Annotated in this window: 13 protein-coding genes; 4 read left to right on the top strand and 9 right to left on the bottom strand. The window is 57.8% G+C overall.

Annotation, left to right across the window (positions count from 1 at the left end; translation table 11 throughout):
- Position 1 precedes the first annotated feature (1 nt).
- Entirely contained in the window at positions 2-1,330 is a 1,329-nt protein-coding gene (locus tag C4S59_RS11695; RefSeq protein ID WP_103910682.1) for a sugar ABC transporter permease, read from the bottom strand.
- A gap of 118 nt (positions 1,331-1,448) precedes the next feature.
- A complete protein-coding gene (locus C4S59_RS11690) occupies positions 1,449-2,480 on the bottom strand; it encodes a substrate-binding domain-containing protein (protein WP_103910681.1) in 1,032 nt (343 codons plus the stop codon).
- 197 nt (positions 2,481-2,677) lie between these two features.
- Here C4S59_RS11690 and C4S59_RS11685 point away from each other — a divergent pair, with 197 nt between their 5' ends.
- The gene (locus tag C4S59_RS11685; protein WP_103910680.1) at positions 2,678-3,877 is read left to right on the top strand and encodes an ROK family transcriptional regulator; all 1,200 of its coding nucleotides are present in this window, start codon (positions 2,678-2,680) and stop codon (positions 3,875-3,877) included.
- A complete protein-coding gene (locus C4S59_RS11680; protein WP_103910679.1) occupies positions 3,867-5,402 on the top strand; it encodes a CRTAC1 family protein in 1,536 nt (511 codons plus the stop codon). Before C4S59_RS11685 ends, C4S59_RS11680 begins: the two co-directional genes overlap by 11 nt.
- Positions 5,403-5,405: 3 nt before the next feature.
- Here C4S59_RS11680 and C4S59_RS11675 read toward each other — a convergent pair whose 3' ends face one another.
- The 5 genes from C4S59_RS11675 to C4S59_RS11655 all read right to left on the bottom strand — a co-directional run bounded on the left by C4S59_RS11675 (position 5,406) and on the right by C4S59_RS11655 (position 11,454).
- Positions 5,406-6,707 (bottom strand): cytochrome-c peroxidase, encoded by a 1,302-nt coding sequence (locus C4S59_RS11675; protein ID WP_103910678.1) that lies wholly within the window; start codon positions 6,705-6,707, stop codon positions 5,406-5,408.
- On the bottom strand, positions 6,704-7,687 hold the full coding sequence (locus tag C4S59_RS11670; protein WP_103910677.1) for an aldose epimerase family protein: 984 nt from the start codon (positions 7,685-7,687) through the stop codon (positions 6,704-6,706). The genes C4S59_RS11675 and C4S59_RS11670 overlap by 4 nt, the downstream gene beginning before the upstream one ends.
- The gene (gene xylA, locus C4S59_RS11665; protein WP_103910676.1) at positions 7,687-8,994 is read right to left on the bottom strand and encodes a xylose isomerase; all 1,308 of its coding nucleotides are present in this window, start codon (positions 8,992-8,994) and stop codon (positions 7,687-7,689) included. The genes C4S59_RS11670 and xylA overlap by 1 nt, the downstream gene beginning before the upstream one ends.
- A 277-nt stretch (positions 8,995-9,271) precedes the next feature.
- Positions 9,272-10,192: an oxygen-dependent tRNA uridine(34) hydroxylase TrhO gene (trhO, locus tag C4S59_RS11660; RefSeq protein WP_103910675.1), complete on the bottom strand. Its 921-nt coding sequence runs from the start codon at positions 10,190-10,192 to the stop codon at positions 9,272-9,274.
- A 44-nt stretch (positions 10,193-10,236) separates the two neighbouring features.
- A complete protein-coding gene (locus C4S59_RS11655) occupies positions 10,237-11,454 on the bottom strand; it encodes an Hsp70 family protein (protein WP_103910674.1) in 1,218 nt (405 codons plus the stop codon).
- A gap of 107 nt (positions 11,455-11,561) precedes the next feature.
- On the opposite strand from C4S59_RS11655, the gene pncA reads away from it, so the two are divergent.
- Together pncA and pncB are read left to right on the top strand one after the other, a co-directional pair.
- Positions 11,562-12,170, top strand: a complete 609-nt coding sequence (pncA, locus tag C4S59_RS11650) for a bifunctional nicotinamidase/pyrazinamidase (RefSeq protein ID WP_103910673.1) — start codon at positions 11,562-11,564, stop codon at positions 12,168-12,170.
- 30 nt (positions 12,171-12,200) lie between these two features.
- Positions 12,201-13,493, top strand: coding sequence for a nicotinate phosphoribosyltransferase (pncB, locus tag C4S59_RS11645; protein WP_103910672.1), 1,293 nt, complete (start codon positions 12,201-12,203; stop codon positions 13,491-13,493).
- Here pncB and C4S59_RS11640 read toward each other — a convergent pair whose 3' ends face one another.
- Positions 13,494-14,588, bottom strand: a complete 1,095-nt coding sequence (locus C4S59_RS11640) for an acyltransferase family protein (protein ID WP_103910671.1) — start codon at positions 14,586-14,588, stop codon at positions 13,494-13,496.
- The gene (locus C4S59_RS11635) at positions 14,585-15,541 is read right to left on the bottom strand and encodes a sterol desaturase family protein (RefSeq protein WP_146064532.1); all 957 of its coding nucleotides are present in this window, start codon (positions 15,539-15,541) and stop codon (positions 14,585-14,587) included. The genes C4S59_RS11640 and C4S59_RS11635 overlap by 4 nt, the downstream gene beginning before the upstream one ends.
- Positions 15,542-15,722 lie beyond the last annotated feature (181 nt).

Below are 15,722 nucleotides of genomic sequence, written 5' to 3'. Positions count from 1 at the left end.
CTCACTTGGCCGCGCGGCGGTACAGGTTATCAAGGTACACAGCGAGAACGAGGACCGAACCCACAACGATTTGCTGGATAGCAGCGTCAAAGCCGATCAGAACCATGCCGGTTTGCAGCGACTGCATGACCAAGGCCCCCAGAACCGCGCCATAGATCGTGCCGACACCCCCTGCCAGTGACGTGCCGCCAATAACAGCCGCCGCGATGACATAGAGTTCGTCCAGCGTACCCAGAGCGTTTGTGGCCGACCCCAGTCGGGCGGATGCCACGGCAGCAGACAGACCGGCCAAGAAGCCCATCAAGGCAAAGATTTTCACGGTCATCAGCTTGGTGTTGATACCTGCCAGAGCGGCGGCTTCGGGGTTGCCGCCGATGGCATAGACATAGCGGCCAAAGCGTGTGCGGCTCATGACGATGGTCATAACGATCGCGACGGCGATCAGGATCAGAACGGGGATCGCAAAGCCGTGGCTGATGAACAGGCCACCTTCAGGGATGGTGATGTTGTTTTCAGCGGCATAGCGCTTCACGATGCCTTTGGGCCATGGGTAAGAGTTTACCAGCAGAACTGCACCGATAATGGCCGAGCAGCTGAGGCCCGCAATGAACACGTCGGCCCAGACAGGGCGCAGGGCAAAGCCAAAGCGCAGGCGTTGACGGCGACCGAAGAAAACCATCGCAATTGCAGCGGCACAGCCAATCAGACCAACAATCCAGCTGCCTGTCGCGCCAATCGCACCAAAAGGGCCACCGCCCAAAAGCTTGAATGTCTCATCAACAGGGGAAATCGTTTCACCGCGGGCGATCAGGAAGGCAGCACCGCGCCAGACCAGAAGGCCGCCCAATGTCACGATGAACGCGGGGATGTTGCGGTAGGCCACCAGCCAACCGTGCAATGCGCCAACCAGCGTGCCGGTGATCAGGCCAACGATGACCGCGATAATCCAGATCAGCGGATGACCGATGCCAAGAAGGCCGGGAAGAATCCAAACCTGCGTGACGCCCATTGTCACCGCACAGAAACCCAACAGCGAACCAACCGACAGGTCGATGTGGCGCGTGATGATGACCAAAACCATACCGCAGGCCATGATGCCTACAGATGCGGTCTGAACCGACAGGTTCCACAGGTTGCGCGGCGTCAGGAAGGCACCGAAGCCATTCACAAGTTGGCCGTATAGGTGAAATCCGATCCAGATCAGGGCCAATGCACCGATCATACCGATCAGGCGTGTGTCCAGTTCAGTTGCTTGAAGGAAACGGGACACGGCGCTTTTGGCCGGTTGCCTCGTATCGGTGGATGTCGGTGTGGTTGTGGAATCGCTCATCACGTCCTCTTTCATACCCTGATCATACGCGCACAAGGCACGTGGAGGGAGCAGTGATTTTCGGGAGAAGGATTAGGGGGCGACCCGGCAGACGCATCCGCCGGGTCGCGAAATCAGATCAGCAGCCAGCTACGCCGTCCATGGCGCCTGCGCAGACCTTGTCTTTTGCAATGTGGCCAGCATCGATAACCACGTTGATGTTGTCTTTTGTAACCGGTGTCGGTGCCAGGAAGATCGCGTTCATTTCAACGCCCTTCTCGCCGCCGGACCATTTTACAGCACCTTCGATGTCGGACATCGCTGTGCCGCCTGCCAGAGCAACGGCAATATCAGCAGCAGCTGCGCCCAGCTGACGCGAGTCTTTCCAGACGGATACAGTCTGGGTGCCGCGTGCAACGCGGTTCAGAGCAGCATGGTCGCCGTCCTGACCACCAACCGGAACGTTCAGGCCCTGTGCTTCCAGAGCGGCGATAACGCCACCAGCCATACCGTCGTTTTCGGCCAGAACGGCGTCAACGTTGTTGTTGTTGGCTGTCAGGATCTGTTCCATGTTTTTCTGAGCGTTGTCAGGCTTCCAACCGTCGGTGAATGCTTCGCCAACGATCTTGATTTTGCCGGACTCAACGTCGTCACCGATGACTTCCATCATGCCTTCCAGCAGGAACAGCGCGTTCGGGTCACCCTTGTCGCCTTTGATGATTGCGAAGTTACCTTCGGGCTGAGCCGCTGTAACTGTTTCCGCGATGATGCGGCCAACGCCTTTGTTGTCGAAGGTCAGGTAGAAGGTGCGGTCGTCTTCGATCAGACGGTCATAACCAACAACCGGAATGCCTTCTGCGTCTGCCTGGTCAATTGCCGGGCCGATCGCGTCCTTGTCCATCGCAAGGATGATCAGCGCGTCTGCGCCTTGTGTGATCAAGGCTTCGATGTCTGTCAGCTGTTTGGCAGCAGATGCCTGCGCGTCAGCCGAAATGTAGGATGCGCCAGCGGCTTCCAGAGCTGCCTTGATCGCGGCTTCGTCGGTTTTCCAGCGTTCTTCCTGGAAGTTCGACCAGCTCACACCAACAGTGACGCCGTGGCTTTCTGCCATCGCCATTGTGGATGCCGCCATAGTGAACGTAGCCGCTGCAGCGGCGATAAACTTTTTCATAATTTCCTCCCAACAGTAACAACACCCCGATTCCTTTTTGCGGTTTGAGGTGCGTGTTCCTGAATGATGCCGCGTTTAAATTTGAAAATCAAATTAAATCTTTCGACAGGCGAAAATCACTCGATTCCGCTGGCGTCATGAAAATTGATTTAGTGGAAAAAATAAATTACGTCTTCTCGTCGGGAGAGAGACAAAAAATGATCCAGGACCAGCGTGGCCTAAGCAGAAAAGCCATATTAGACGCGATTCGTTCAGCCGGACGAATCGCCCGTATCGACGTGGCTCAGGCGACGGGAATCTCTCAGGCGACGGTTACAACCGTCACTGCCGAAATGCTGCGCGACGGTCTGATCGAAGAGATCGCAGCCCCTGCATCCGACCGTGGAACAAAGCGGGGTCGGCCAAGGGTCGATCTGGCGATTCGAGGTCAGGCGCATCTGGTTGCAGGGGTCAAAGTTGCCCACGATACGCTGTCGATTGCGCTTATGGATTTTGCAGGCGAATTGATCGGCGAATATGAGACGCCACTTAGCGCGTCAGTGCTGTCTTCGGCGGATATGGCAGGGGAATTGCGCACCGCCCTAAAGGCGGCGTTGGACAAATACGCGATGCCCTATTCGCGGCTGTCCGGGGTCGGGATCGGGCTTGCCGGTTTTATTGATGCATCGCGCGGATTTGTGCATTGGTCGCCGTCGTTGACCGAACGCAATATCCCGCTTCAGGACATCATCTCGGAAAAGATCGAAGTCCCTGTTTTTATTGACAACGATGCCAACCTTGTCGCTGTGGCCGAGCAGTATTTCGGCCGCGGAACAGAGCATACCGATTTCATCGTTGTGACCATTGAATCCGGTGTTGGTATGGGCATCGTTCTGAACGGTCAGCTGTACCGAGGCGACCGCGGGTGCGGCGCTGAATTCGGTCATACAAAGGTGCAGCTGGATGGCGCGATGTGCCGCTGCGGTCAGCGCGGTTGCCTTGAGGCCTATGTCGCCGACTACGCGATCGAGCGTGAGGCGGCGATTTCAGCGCCTCATATCGAAGAAAATGACAGGCGCGTCGCAACGGTTTTACAGGCGGCCAAAGATGGCGACGAAGCTGCACTGAAGATCGTGAACCGCGCGGGCCGTATGTTTGCCATGGGGCTTGCGAACCTTGTGAACGTGTTTGATCCGCAGTTGATCATTCTTGCAGGCGAACGGATGCAGTTCGACCATCTGTTCGAAGAGTCTGTTTTCGAAGACGTGCGCCGTCAGGTCGTTCACGTCGACTTGCCACCGCCGGAAATCGTCACCCATAAGTGGGGCGATTTGATGTGGGCAAAAGGGGCGGCAGCCTATGCAATTGATCAGGTTGCCGAACGGTCCCTGCGCGAGATCGGCGAAAATGCAGGCTAAGCTTTACGTTCTTCTGCTGGCCGCCTCGCCCGCCATTGCCGGACCGAAATTCGAACCTGTCGCTATTCCCGAACATCAGTATGTCGGCGGGTGGGATCACTTTGTTGGCGGCGGTCTTGCCGTTTTTGATTGCAGCGGCGACGGCCTGCCCGAGCTGTTCGCAGCAGGGGGTGAGGCACCGGCAGGTTTGTTCCGGAACACCTCAAGCAGCGAAGTTATCTCTTTCGAACTGGATACGCCCGCATCCATCGCGTTGACCGGTCTTAGCGGGGCGTATCCCATCGATGTGGATAGCGACGGTGTCACCGACCTTGTGCTGATCGGCACGGGAAAGAACCGCTTGATGAAGGGTGGTCCCGACTGCGCGTTTTCCGACTTTGTAGACCTTGGGTTTATATCAGACGACCGCTGGACAACGGCGTTTTCCGCCACATGGGGAAACGGCCAGACACTGCCGACTTTGGCCTTTGGAAACTACGTGGATCGTGACGATCCAAACGGTCCGTTCGAGGCCTGTGATGACAACACCCTCTATCGGCCCAAAGGCGCAAGTTACGCTGAATCAGTGACACTTTCGCCAGGCTTTTGTGCGCTGTCGATGTTGTTTTCGGATTGGTCGCGTAGTGGTCAAGCGGACCTGCGTGTCAGCAATGATCGGCACTACTATGTCCGCGGTGGATCAGAACAGCTTTGGCGTCTGGATGAAACGCCCCGCCTGTTGACCGAAGAGGATGGCTGGCACGAATACGAGCTGTGGGGCATGGGCATTGCCAGCCGCGATGTGACGGGTGATGGGTTGCCGGATGTCATGTTGTCGTCGATGGGCGACCAGCGGCTTCAGGTGATGGAACGCGCTGGATCGCCGTCTTGGGTTGATGCGCCCTATGGTTGGGGCACGACGGCGCAGCGGCCCTACACGGGCGAAGATGGCCGCCCCTCGACCGGATGGCACACGGCGTTTGGTGACGTCCAAAACGACGGGCTGGACGACATCTTTATTGCCAAGGGCAACGTCGAACAGATGCCCGGAAACGCGATGTTGGATCCGAATTCTCTGCTGATCGCTGAAGGCCAGCGCAATTGGACAGAAGCCGGCGACACCGCTGGCATTGCGTCGACGCATCGCGGACGCGGTGCTGCGCTGGTTGATCTGAACATGGACGGTCTGCTGGATCTGGCCGTCGTAAATCGCCGCGCGCCGGTTGAGGTTTGGCAAAACGTGACCGCTGGAACGGGGGCTTACCTGACTGTTGACCTGCAACAGTCTGGCACCAACCGCGACGCGGTTGGCGCGTGGATCGAGCTTGATACAGGCACCCGAGTGATCGCGCGGGAAATCACCGTTGGTGGCGGCCATGCAGGCGGCAGCCTTGTGCCCGAGCATTTCGGCCTGGGTAAATCGCAGGGCGTGAAGCTTCGCGTGATCTGGCCGGACGGCGTCGCCAGCGATTGGGCCTACGCTGCGACCAATCAGAACATCAAAGTCGTGCGGAACGGCAAGCTGCTTCGGATTAGGCCGGAATAGAGCCTAGTTCGGTACCGCAAGGCCGCTTGGAACGCTGTCCGGAACGCCCAGTTTGCCCGCGATGGATGCCTCGTCGGTCAAAGTCTCCAGAAAGGCCAGAATATCTGCAACCTGACCATCGGACAGCGTCAGAGAGTGCAATTCGTTTGCCTCGGCAATGGCCAGAACCTCGTCTGTGTCATCCATTACACGCCAGTCATTTACGCGTTCTAGTGTCGGCAGAACGGCCTGTGTTCTGTCGTAGGACATCAACGATCCGACAGGGTTCAGGTGGTGGCGCACAGTGGCCTCTAGCGATGAATAGGCCCCTGTGTGGCCATATGGCCCGGTTTCTGTGATGTTGCGCAGCGACGGCGTGCGGAATGCGTAGGCATCGTCCACGCGGCCTGTGACGCGCATCCGGCCTTCATCACGCGCATGGCGTTCGTAAGGCGCGGCTTTGCCCGGCCCGATCTGGGGCATGGCGATTGCGTGGAAATCGTGATCAGTCTGGAACTGGCCCGAATGACATGTGCCGCAACCGGCATCGCCGTAGAACAATTCCATGCCCCGCATGGCAGCGTCACCCAGCTCAGCTTCGCCTTTCAGGTACTGATCAAACGGGCTGTTATCCGCACGCCATTCCCAAGCCATAAACGCGGCCAGCGCGTCAGAAATGTGGGTAAACCCGATCCGTTGGTCTTTTCCCAAAACCTCGGCAAATCCGTCGCGGTAGGCGGGGATCGCGGCCACGCGGTCCGAAATAATCTGCCATGCCCCGCCTTCACCGGTCAGAAAACCCTGCCTTACGGCCTGTGACACGTCGCTTTCCGAATAGTGCCCGGCCATCTCGTGGCCCGACAACACAGGAAACATGGATTGCGCGGACAGTACGCCGCTGAACCCGTGCACCATTTCAGCGCCAAGCGGTGTGCGGATGCCGTCGGGGTGATCAGGGTTTCGTTCCAGTCGCCCGTCGTGGAACATCACGCCGAATTCTTCCGCGCCAAGGTTGAACAGGGCCGGCGCATTGCGGGGAATGCGTTGTTCAGGCGGGTTTTTAACGCTGGCTACACGGTCGGGGCCCAAACCGCGTCCGCCATCGCCCAAACCCAAAGACAGGCCATCACTGGTGCCATGCTTCGGGTGATGGCAGGTCGCGCAGGCAACCTCTTTGTTGCCGCTTAGGATCGGGTCGTAAAACAGGTGCCAGCCAAGTTTGACCAATCGCTGGTCCTGTTCCGGAAAAACTGCATCAGCCGATGGCAAAGGGCCAGCGGCAAGCGGTGTTGCCAATGCGAACAGGGCAGCGGTCCAACGTGTCATTTCATCCTCGGCGCGATCTCGGCTGTGGTGACTTGTTTATACGGTTTTTCTGGCGTGCAAATCACTGATGGAAAATTGGGTTGGTTGACCGCGTCCGGAAAACCCTGCGGTTCAAGTGCGATGCCATGGCACGGCGCGTGTGTTTGACCGTCTAGTGGTTTTGCACCGGCGGTGATGCCTTGACCGGTATAAAACTGCAGCCCCGGCTGATCGGTCCACATGCGCAACTGAAGGCCGTTTTGGGCAAGAACAGAGACTGCTTCGTCCCTTTCGCCATTCAGGGCAAAGTTGATGTCGCTGACACTGCGTGCAGGATCGGCATCGGCAATGCGCCGCATCTGCCTGTAGTCGTATTTCGTGCCTTCAACAGGGGCGATGTCACCGGTTGGCAGCAGATCGCCGCCCGTAGGCGTAAAGCGATCCGCGTTCACTTTCATCTGGTGGTCCCAGATCGGCCCGTTGCCCATCAGGTTGTAGTAGTTATGGTTCGCCAGATTGATCGGCGTCGGCCGTTCGCAGGTGGCGGACATGTCGTAAGTCAGGCGATGACCATCCAAAGAAATGGTGATTTGGGCCTGAACAGAGCCTGGAAACCCCATGTCACCGTCGGGCGAGGACAGCGTCAACTGCACAGCCCGATCGCCGTCGGCTTCCAGTGTCCAGTTCTTGGCCCACCACCCTTTGGGGCCACCATGCAGCTGGTTCGGCCCTTCGTTCGGCGTCACATGATGTGTGACGCCGTCCAAGGTAAAGCTTGATCCGGCGATGCGGTTGGCAACCCGCCCGACGATCACACCCAGAAACCCGCCTTGCGTGGCATAAGCGGCAGGGTCGGAATAGCCGAGAACAACGGGAACACGCCGCCCCGTGCCGTCAGGCACACGCCAGTCTTGCGTGGCCGCGCCCATCGACAGGATGGTTACGGACACATCGCCATCAGACAGGGTGTGGCTGCGGATTTCAGAGACGGCGCTGGTCATCAGACGAACTTGTTGATGTAGTTTTCCAGACGTTCCTGACGGCCCGAACGCGGTTCGGGATTCAGGTTGTCGGACAGAACGCGGTTCGAAATGGTTTCCAGATCGCTGTTCAGCATCGCCTGTGCCTCAGGTGTTTCCCAACCCGCGTAGCGATCCTTCAGCGCATCTTCCATACCGCCGTCTTCAAGCATGGCCGCAGCCGCTTTCAGGCCGCGCGCACAGACATCCATGCCACCAACATGACCGGCGATCAGATCGACGGGATCCAGCGACTGACGGCGCAGTTTGGCGTCAAAGTTCGTGCCGCCTGTGGTGAAGCCGCCTGCCTTCAGAACCTGATAATAGGCCAGCGCCACTTCGGGCACGTTGTTCGGGAATTGGTCGGTGTCCCAGCCGGACTGATAGTCGTTCCGGTTCATGTCGATTGATCCCAGCATGCCCTCGGCACCCGCAACTGCCAGTTCATGTTCGAACGAATGACCGGCAAGGATGGCGTGACCCTGTTCAAGGTTCAGCTTTACCTCGTTTTCCAGCCCGTATTTGCGCAGGAATCCGATGCAGGTTGCCGCGTCATAGTCATACTGGTGCTTGGACGGTTCCTGCGGTTTGGGTTCAACCAGAATGGTGCCTTTGAAACCGATCTTGTGTTTGTAATCGACCACCATGTTCAGGAAGCGACCCATGTGGTCCAATTCCTGATTCAGGTCGGTGTTCAACAGTGTTTCATAGCCTTCACGACCGCCCCACAGCACATAGTTTTCCCCGCTCAGTTTGTGCGTCGCGTCCATGCAGCCTTTCACCGTGGCTGCCGCATAGGCAAAGACATCCGGATCGGGGTTTGTGGATGCGCCAGACATCCAGCGGCGGTGGCTGAACATGTTGGCCGTGCCCCACAGCAGCTTGGTGCCTGTGGCTTCCTGTTTTTCACCCATGTAGTCGGTGATTTCGTTCAGGGTCGACAGGTTTTCAGCGTAGCTGCCCTGTTCGGGGCGGATGTCGGCGTCGTGCCAGCAATAGTAGGGCTGGCCGAGGATTTCGAACATCTCGAACGCGACATCGGCCTTCATCTTGGCGCGGCCCATGTCGTCTTGGGGGTGCCACGGGCGTTCAAAGGTCTGACCGCCGAACGGGTCGCCGCCTTCCCATGCAAAGCTGTGCCAATAGGCGACGGCAAAGCGCAGGTGATCTTCCATGCGTTTGCCCATCACAACTTCGTCGGGATTGTAGTGACGGAAGCTTAGATCACCGTCGCCATCAGCGCCTTTGTAGGTGACTTTGGACAGGCCTTCGAAAAATCCGGTGCTCATGGCGGTTCCTTTAACTTTGCGACGCGGCGCGCAGGCTGAAGCCTGCGTTTTCCGCTGAATTAGACTCTGGTTGGGGATGTTCGGTGATGTCGGTTGATGGCCTATCAGGGTGTCGCCTTTGGTGGCGGAACCCCTAGTGGCCACGCAAACGCGCGGCACAGGACCATACCTGCATCCTTACTATCCTCCCATTGGGGGGATAGTCGGCGGTATTAATTCGAATGTCAAATTTAATTATGCATCACGCCGAAAATTCATGTTTCGACGCGGGATCCACCTAACTTTCGTCGGTCACATCCGCATGCATGTGCCGTTCGCCACGGGCCTTTGCCAAAGCGATCTGTTTCTGCCGTTCGCGGAAGCGTTCCTTGTCTTCATCCGAGGTCTCGGAAATACACTGATGACAGGACACGCCTTCTTCGAATTCAGCGCGGTTTCTGTCTTCGGGCAGGATCGGGCGGCGGCACGCATGGCACAGCTCGTGCGGGCCTTCTTTCAGGCCGTGACCCACAGAGACACGCCCGTCAAAAACGAAACATTCGCCGTTCCACGTGCTGTTTTCTTCCGGCACTTCCTCAAGGTATTTCAGGATGCCGCCTTTCAGGTGATACACCTCGGGCACGCCCTGACCCAGCAGGTAGTTCGTCGACTTTTCGCAGCGGATACCGCCGGTGCAGAACATCGCGATTTTCTTGTTGTGGAAGCGGTCTTTGTTCGCTTCCCACCATGCCGGAAATTCGCGGAAGCTTGCCGTTTCGGGATCGACCGCGCCCTCAAAGGTGCCGATGGCGACCTCATAGTCATTGCGCGTATCAATTACCGCCACGTCAGGGCTTAGGATCAGTTCGTTCCAGTCCTGCGGATCGACGTAGTTGCCGACGCGTGCCTTGGGGTCTACGTCGGGCTGGCCCATGGTCACGATCTCTTTCTTCAGACGCACTTTCATGCGCGCGAAAGGCCGTTCGCTGGCGGTCGAGAATTTGACCTCAAGATCATCGCAACCCGGCAGCGCGCGGATGTGCGCAAGCACCGCTTCAATGCCCGCTTTGGGGCCTGCGATGGTGCCGTTGATCCCTTCGTTCGCAAGCAAAAGGGTGCCCGTGATTTTCTGCTCGGTGCAAAGCTGCTTCAGCGGCTCTTGCAGGCTGGCAGGCGAGGCGAATCGGGTGAAGTGGTATAGGGCTGCGACTGTAAACATGCCGTTCCGATACGCCTGTCGGCCTTTTTGGGCAAGAGGGCGGGCTATTTCGCCGCAATCGCCAGCCCGTGAACGACGGCTGTGAAGACCTCGGAGTAGACAAGGCGACTGTCGGTAAATCGGCTGGCCAGACCCTGTTTGACGACGGACAGCAAACTACTGCCGCCCACGAACACGACCTGATCCACTCTGTCCGGCGTCAGGCCAGCATCCTGCACTGTCAGCAGCGCCTCTTCCCCGATCATATCGGCGTAAGCCGCAAATTCCTGCGATAGAATCTGGTCGCGCAGCGCTGAGGTCAGCCCGCGTTCAACCACGCCCAATTCAATCTGCGCTTCGCCCCGTTCATTCGCGGCAATCTTACCGGCCTCAACCGCATAAGCCACATCGTGTCCCAGATGCAGGTCAAGGATGGTCGCCAGCCGTTCGAACAGAACCGGATGATCCGCCAGACGGATCCATTTCTGCACATCGCGCAGCAAGGCGGGGTCGTAAACGAACGCAATCTTTTCCCAGCTTGCCAGATCATGGAACAACGCACGCGGCGCGGGGTGTTTACGCGATCCGATTTCGGCGTTGATATCCGCGCCCATGCCGAACAGAGGCATCGCGTGGGCAAGGCTGAGCGTGCGGTCGAAATCGGTTCCGCCCAAACGCAAGCCACGGCTGGTAATCACGTCCGTCTGGTCGCCCTTGCGCGTGCAGAGCGTAAAGTCAGACGTACCGCCGCCAATATCGACGATCAGCATTGTGCCGTCCCCTTCGACCGCCAAAGCAGCAGCTTCGGGTTCGGGAAGGAAAGATACGTCTTTAAAACCCGCAAATTCGTAGGCCTTCCGCAAATCCAGTTCCGCCTGCGCATCCTTTTCGGGTGATTGGGAATGGAATTTGACCGGACGGCCCGACAGTGCGGTTTCAAACTTTTGGCCTGTGGCCTTTTCAGAGCGCGATTTCACCTCGGCCAGAAAGCGGGCGATGATTTCGATCAGTGTCAGGCGTTCGTTCAGGAACATACGCGGTTCTTGCGCAATGGGCGTGCCGAGGATAGACTTCAACGCGCGCATGAAGCGACCTTCCAGACCTTCTTGCATCGCCGTCGCGGCGGCGGAACCGTAGATATACTGGCGATCTGCGAAATCGACGAACACAGCGGTCGGGATCGTGTCTTTGCCGGGTTCCAGCGGGATCGACACAGGGCGGTTGCCGTCAAACACACCTGCTGCGGTGTTCGAAGTTCCAAAGTCCAATCCCAGCGTGGTCATCGCGGCACCCCTTTTCAGAAAGGGCGTGGATTATCCCGCACAACACCCCGTGGCAATCGGGAAATCTACGGTTTATGACTGTTCCCAACGCTACAGGAGCAAGTGATATGCACGCATTGCTGGTCATCGACATCCAGAATGATTTCTGCCCCGGCGGTGCGCTGGCCGTGCCAGAAGGCGATCAGATCGTCGCATCCGTGAATGATCTGATGGCGCAGTTCGATGCCGTGATCCTGACCCAAGACTGGCATCCCGCCGATCATTCGTCGTTTGCCTCCCAGCATGAAGGCAAAGCGCCGTTTGAAACCACGGAAATGCCTTATGGCACGCAGGTGGTTTGGCCCGATCACTGTGTGCAGGGATCAGACGGGGCCGCGTTTCATCCCGATCTGAACGCAGACCGCGCCGATCTGATCATCCGAAAAGGCTTTCGCAAAGGGATCGACAGCTACTCGGCCTTTTTCGAAAATGACCAGACGACGCCCACGGGGCTTGAAGGTTACCTGCGCACCCGTGGCATCACGGCGCTGACGCTGGTTGGCCTTGCCACAGATTTCTGCGTCAACTTCTCGGCCCTTGATGCGGCGCGTCTGGGGTTTGATGTGACCGTCCGCCGTGATCTGTGTCGTGCGATTGATATGGGCGGTTCTTTAGAGGCCGCTCTGGATAGTTGGGCCAAGGCCGGTATATCCATTCAGGATGGCCCCGCCGCCTAAGCGGACAGGCCGGTCTATAGGAGAAGTCAGTTGGTCGATATCGCCACCCGCGTCTGGAACCATAAGTGGAAGATCGACCCGATTGTGCGGTCGCTGATCGACACGGATTTCTACAAACTTCTGATGTGCCAGTCGGTGTTTCGCAACAAACCTGACACGCAGGTTACTTTCAGCCTGATCAACCGGTCGTCGCATGTGCCATTGGCCAAGTTGATCGACGAAGGCGAGTTGCGCGAACAGCTGGATCACATTCGCACGCTTAGCCTGACGCGCGGCGAAAGCACGTGGATGCGCGGCAACACGTTTTACGGAAAGCGCCAGATGTTCCGCCCCGATTTCATGGACTGGTTCGAAAACCTGCGTTTACCTGCGTATCACTTGGAACGTGTCGGCGATCAGTATGAACTGACGTTCGAAGGCAACTGGCCCGAGGTCATGCTGTGGGAAATTCCGGCGCTGGCGGTGTTGATGGAAATGCGAGGCCGTGCTGTTTTGAACGAAATGGGTCGTTTCGAGCTTCAGGTGTTGTACGCCCGCGCAATGACAAAGCTTTGGGAAAAGGTCGAACGTCTGCGTCAGGTTGATGGCCTGCGCATCGCTGATTTCGGCACGCGCCGCCGCCATTCCTTCCTTTGGCAGGATTGGTGTGTGCAGGCGATGACCGAGGGGTTGGGTGATGGTTTTGTCGGTACATCCAACTGCCTGATCGCCAAGAACCGCGATCTTGAGGCGATCGGCACCAACGCACACGAATTGCCCATGGTCTATTCCGCGCTGGCCGAAGATGACGCCGCGCTGGCGCAAGCACCCTATGATGTTCTGGCCGACTGGCATGAAGAGCACGACGGCAACCTGCGGATCATCCTGCCCGACACGTACGGCAGCAAAGGGTTTCTGGATAAGGCGCCTGATTGGTTGGCGGGCTGGACAGGCATCCGCATCGATTCCGGCGATCCGGCCGAGGGTGCCGAGGCCGCCATAAATTGGTGGAAGTCGCGCGGCGAAGACCCGCGCCAAAAGCTGGTGATTTTCTCGGATGGTCTGGACGAAGAAAAGATCATCGAGTTGAGCAAACAGTTCCGCGGGCGCGTGCGTACGTCGTTCGGTTGGGGCACGTTGCTGACCAACGATTTCCGTGGGCTGACGCCCGACGACCGGCTCGCACCATTTTCTCTGGTGTGTAAAGCGGTCGCGGCCAACGGAAACCCGACGGTCAAGCTGTCGGATAACCCTAACAAGGCGATGGGCCCCAAGGACGAGATCGAACGCTACAAACGTGTGTTCGGCGTCGGTGAACAGACCGCGCAAAAGGTGATCGTCTGATCACGCCACGCGCGGCTGTCTGACCCAAGCGACGGCCATTTTCAGACCCGCGCGCTGCATTTTCAGCGTGCGTTCGAAAACTTCTGCAAACAGGTAGCAGGCGATAAACGTGGTCAGTAGCAGGACCATGTATCCAAGCGCTGTGCGACCGAAGTCTCCCATCGCGGGGGACAGGAACTGCAGCAGCGGATAGTGGACAAGATAAAGCGAAAAGCTACCGCCGGCCAACCAGCGGATGAACGGCAGGTTCCGCACGTCGTCACGCGCAACTGCTGACACGCCCAACAGGTGAACGGTGATCAACACGCCCAATACGGCGTTCCATAGAAATTCGTCGGAAAATCCGAAGGAGCCTGTGTGTTCTAAACCCAGAACTTGCGCCGATAGGGCCGTCAATTGATCAGGCACTTGGAGCGTTAGCGCGATCCCGTAGGCGATGGGCGGTAAGCAGATTGCTGCAGTGGATTGTTTGCGTGTCGGCAAAGTACCGGACTTGATCATATGCCACGCCGCAACGCCCATCAGCCATGCGGGCATCAGGATCAGAATGCGTGGGCCAATCAGAAGCGCACCTGCCGTCAGCGCCACAACGCGTGTTGCGCCTTTGGTCCAGAGTGCGATTCCGAACAGAACATAGAATGCGGCCTCATACGACAGCGACCAGTAAGGTCCGTTCGTGCCGATGCGCGTCAGGTCATTGCCCCACTGACTGGTAAAGCTAAGCCCTTCCCAAAGCGTCTGACCAAGGCCGATGGGGTTGTACCACCAGCCCGCATATGCATCCGGCCAAAGCGTGGCACCGATCCGATCCAGACCGTAACAAAGCATCAGTGCAGGGAATGCGACAGACAATAGGCGCGTGATGCGTGCGAACGCAAAGCGTCCAGCGGTCTTGTCCCGTTGATCGGCGGCATAAGCCACGACCAAACCGGACAGTACAAAGAACACCACCACGGCGTCTGATCCAAGGTTCAACTCCCTGATCCACAGGTAAACGCCGTCCGTGAAGCGCGGATAGGCCCAGTGGGACAAGAGAACGATGAAGGCTGCACCGAAGCGCAGCGCATCAAGGTATATGGAAAATCCGCGTGTCATTCTGCCGGTGTCACCTGTTCGGCGGTTTTACGAATACCGCGCAGTTCGTTGTAGGATTCCTTCAGCGGCTCGATCAGGGCCGCAACCAAGGAGGGGTGCGGTTGGTCAATCTTGTGGCCGTGTTCGTCACCGATGCCAAACTCCAGGATTTCCTGTTCTTCGGGGATGTAGAGCGTACCGAACATCCAGTCCCAGATGGCGAAGACCTCGCCATAGTTCTTGTTGTAGTGCTTCAGCTCGGACGAATGGTGGATCTGGTGTTGCGCGGGCGAGATGAAGATATGCTCGGCCACACGTCCAAAGCTGATCCAGACGTGGCTGTGACGCAGGTTTGCTGTGATCGAATTGAAGATGAAGTAGAAGGCATTCGCGCCAAGGATCAACGTCAGGCTGATTTCGCTGACGAAAAAGGACAGCAACACGCCCTGCGCGATCCCCAGAAGTGCGCCTTTGACGCTGCTGGAAATCAGGTCGTAGATCGGGTGTTTGCGATAGACCGTGATCGGCGTCATCACCTCGGCGCTGTGGTGCACCGAATGGAACGGCCATAGAACGCGCTGTTCGTGATGAACGCGGTGAACCCAGTACACGGCAAAGTCGCTGGCGAGAACGAGCAGGAAGGTTACCAGCACCGGTGACATGCTGTCGGTCTGTGCCATTGTGCCGCCCAGCACGCCAATGATCGTCGCCGCAAAAACGGTCGCAATGCCGACAATCTGGAAAGCCCCCAGCAGGCTGAGCAAGCGACCGACGATGAACAGTTGGATATCAACCCAGTGCGATTTGTGCAGATAAATTTCCTTGGGGAACAACCAACGCCAGAACCCGCCACCTTGCTTCTGCGTGCGGTAAGCCCAGTACGCCAAGAGGATCATTCCAGGAAGGTACAACGGCCAGATACGTGCCGACATGCCGCCGACCACTGCCTCGAAAAAGGAATACGCGCTGTCCATTGTCTCTGCCCCGCGATGAAACGCATCTGTACCATTATGACTGTCCACAAAGATGCTGGTGGTTTTGGGCAGCAATAAGACTGCGCTGGGCCTTTTCGGGGACAACTCTTGGGTGATTAAGGGAGTGATCTGGTCGTTTTTGACTAGGGGGATGGCTATTTCGTCACCAAGCCCAAAGTCT

It is taken from the genome of Thalassococcus halodurans (assembly GCF_900108225.1).
Classification (GTDB): domain Bacteria; phylum Pseudomonadota; class Alphaproteobacteria; order Rhodobacterales; family Rhodobacteraceae; genus Thalassococcus; species Thalassococcus halodurans.
This window is presented reverse-complemented; position numbering and strand designations above follow the sequence as displayed.